Annotated in this window: 3 protein-coding genes; 1 reads left to right on the top strand and 2 read right to left on the bottom strand. The window is 30.1% G+C overall.

From position 1 onward, the window contains the following. Positions 1–35: 35 nt before the first annotated feature. Together AC1DUW_RS25310 and AC1DUW_RS25305 are read right to left on the bottom strand one after the other, a co-directional pair. Positions 36–770 carry a helix-turn-helix domain-containing protein gene (locus AC1DUW_RS25310; RefSeq protein WP_477643768.1) on the bottom strand — a complete coding sequence of 245 codons (735 nt, stop codon included), beginning with the start codon at positions 768–770 and terminating at the stop codon, positions 36–38. A gap of 305 nt (positions 771–1,075) precedes the next feature. Further along, positions 1,076–1,387, bottom strand: a complete 312-nt coding sequence (locus AC1DUW_RS25305; protein ID WP_477643767.1) for a hypothetical protein — start codon at positions 1,385–1,387, stop codon at positions 1,076–1,078. 351 nt (positions 1,388–1,738) lie between these two features. Between AC1DUW_RS25305 and AC1DUW_RS25300 the strand changes: the two genes are divergently transcribed. Next, a complete protein-coding gene (locus AC1DUW_RS25300) occupies positions 1,739–2,404 on the top strand; it encodes a helix-turn-helix domain-containing protein (protein ID WP_477643766.1) in 666 nt (221 codons plus the stop codon). The last annotated feature ends 298 nt before the right edge of the window (positions 2,405–2,702 follow it).

The following is a 2,702-nucleotide window of genomic DNA, read 5'->3' as shown; positions in this document are numbered from 1 at the left end:
GTTAATATGATAATGAAGTTGTCCTAGTTAATCACCTAAGCAGCTTCATTTTCCTCCCAAACAGGACTAATTGTTCCTCCATAATCTTGATTTTCTTGTTTAATCGTATTTACTATTTCATTTTTATGAATCCATCGTGAGTAATAATTTTTGTCTTTCTTTTCACCTTTTCTAATTTTCAGGCAAATAAGGATTTGTTCTTCTGTTAAAATCTTTATATATTTCATGATAGATTTTCTATCAATACCAGTTGCCTCGGCAATTGTGTTTATATTAGGAAATGCAACTCTAGAACTCGAATCGTTATAAAAGATATGAGATATTATTTCATAGTATACTCTAAATAATTTAKTCTTATATTTGTAACCTAGAGTCAATATTTTGTGGAAATCTGAATAGAAAACTTTTGTAAAACCTAAATCCCTTTCTTTTTCTTTTGTTAATATGAAGTAGGAATTAGCTGGTTTTATTTCCTTTACTTTTTTTGAACATAAGTTGTCCTCATAAATTTCAATTAAATCAAGTTCTCGTAAACTCTCTAATGTTTCTTTGACCTTGAATTTTAATTTTGTATTAGCGTACATTCCCATTAGTGTAATTAACTGATTTACTCCAGTATGTGTTACCCTTAATGGATTTCTAGATAATCCTTCGATAATTGTATAAAGAAATATTTCATATTCAGTATATTTAACATTCCTAAACAATTTAGGAACATCAATAAATGATTCCTTGCTTTCGGATTCTCTCGGAGATAATTCTTCTTTCAATTTACAGTACCTTTTCCTTTATAAAATTTTGAAAGTAATACCCATTAATATAGCGTCCCCCTTTTGGGGGGCGTTATATTTCTCTCTTCTTAATTTCTTATCTCTTCTTAAAATTCTCTCTTATTACAGTACCAACTTAAATCGATATTTTAGTTTCACTCTCTTAATTGAGAGTTTAAAAAACGAACTCAGTTTTCTGTAATCGAAGAAAGTGAGTTGTTTTTTTAGACCAATATAATTATGTTATTAGATAAATAGATACCATATGAACAGCCTATTAGGTTTATTCAATCGTCGCTGCAATCTTAAGACACTAAATTTGAAATTTGTTTTTTGATAGCAAGGTATTCAATCTTGATACAAGACCAATCTATCGTGTCAAGAGCATTATCCTTAGATTCCTGAGTAGGCTGTGAAGTCAACATTATTGAATCGTCACCAAAATCTATATAAACAGAACTAATCTGGTCTCCATACTCATTAAATAATTCAGAATTAACATAGTAAAACTTAATTTCTTTCCATTCTTTTTTTGTGTTTTTATTTTCCATAATTGTTTTTCCTCCATTGTTTTCATCTATTTTTTCGATTAAGGATTTTATACCCTTCTTCACCATACCAATCACTCCGTGTTTATTCGGTAATCTATTTAACATGCAGTTTATTTGAATAATGTTTTTTACTTATCGTCATCCCATTTACAAATAAAGGGAAAACTATGTGTTCACCTCCAAGAAATTTGGATTTTATCCTTCTCGTATCGGAGTTTTTACACCGTGTCTATGTGGATTGAGGTGCTAAGTACTCTTAATCAACTAAACACAGTGTAGCATTATTATACTACACTGTAAACAGTTTTATATAAACGAATTATATTTAATTTACAATACCGTATTTCGCAAACATTTTGCAGTATGTTATAATTTACATAAACTACACTGCGTTTTACTGTTTGGAGGAACATAATTATGAGTATTAATAACTTTGGCAGAGACATTAAAGCATTAAGAACAAAAAGAAAAATTGGTTCTAGGGAGTTATCACGTTTGATTGGAAAGGCTGAAACCTATATATCGCAACTTGAAAGAGGTTTAATAAGGAAGAACGATTTTAATACTGCATTTGAGATAATGAAGCATTTAGGATTTACAGAGAGTCATATTGAGGAATTTTTAGACAATTTTTATCACATTAAATCTCCCGAAAGGATTGCAGCTGAATCAGAGCAAGTATCAAATCGGGATGAAGCTAGAGCGGCAGAAATTGAAGAAATGTGGATTCAGAGACAAGAAGCAATAGATTCTAACCCAGAATATCAACAAAACAAGGCAGAATATGAAACAAAAGGCTTTGAAAGTGAATGGATGATGGAATTAGTCGGAAAACTCGAAAGAAAAAATGATGAAATCAAAGAGGAACTTTCATTTAATGTAGATAAAAATGCACAAACTTTTGAACCTGTTATCAATAATCTACATTCCTTGTTAACATCAATGAGAAAAAATAGGGGCAATTTTAATTTTTTTGTAGGTTTGTTTGAAAATGATGTGACTAATTTTAATGAAGAAAGCAAAGACAAAATTTTAAAAACAGTAAAAGAAGAAAGAGAAAAGCATATTCAAAATAACAAATAGATATAAATTAAATTTCTCCTCCACTTCTAAAKAGAGYAGCCGTATGACTGCTCCTCGTTTAGATGACTAAAATTCGCCACGTATCGTTTTACTCCGTGTTGGTTTCGATTTGCGCTCCCCTGATTCTTACTTAGGATGCGGAAACCAACCCTTTAGAGTAGCCGCTGCTACTCTCCCTATAAAAAATATATTTAAAAATATCAATTTCGTATTGGACAATTTTCACAATTGCTGGTTTATCCTATATAATATCAATTTCGTATTGGACAATTTTCACAATTGCTGGTTTATCCTATAT

It is taken from the genome of Peribacillus sp. P4_C12, assembly GCF_056402095.1.
This window is presented reverse-complemented; position numbering and strand designations above follow the sequence as displayed.

Excerpts from the sequence above, each read along its gene's own strand:
- AC1DUW_RS25305 (WP_477643767.1), bottom strand. The coding sequence starts at position 1,387 with ATGGTGAAGAAGGGTATAAAATCCTTAATCGAAAAAATAGATGAAAAC.
- AC1DUW_RS25300 (WP_477643766.1), top strand. The coding sequence starts at position 1,739 with ATGAGTATTAATAACTTTGGCAGAGACATTAAAGCATTAAGAACAAAA.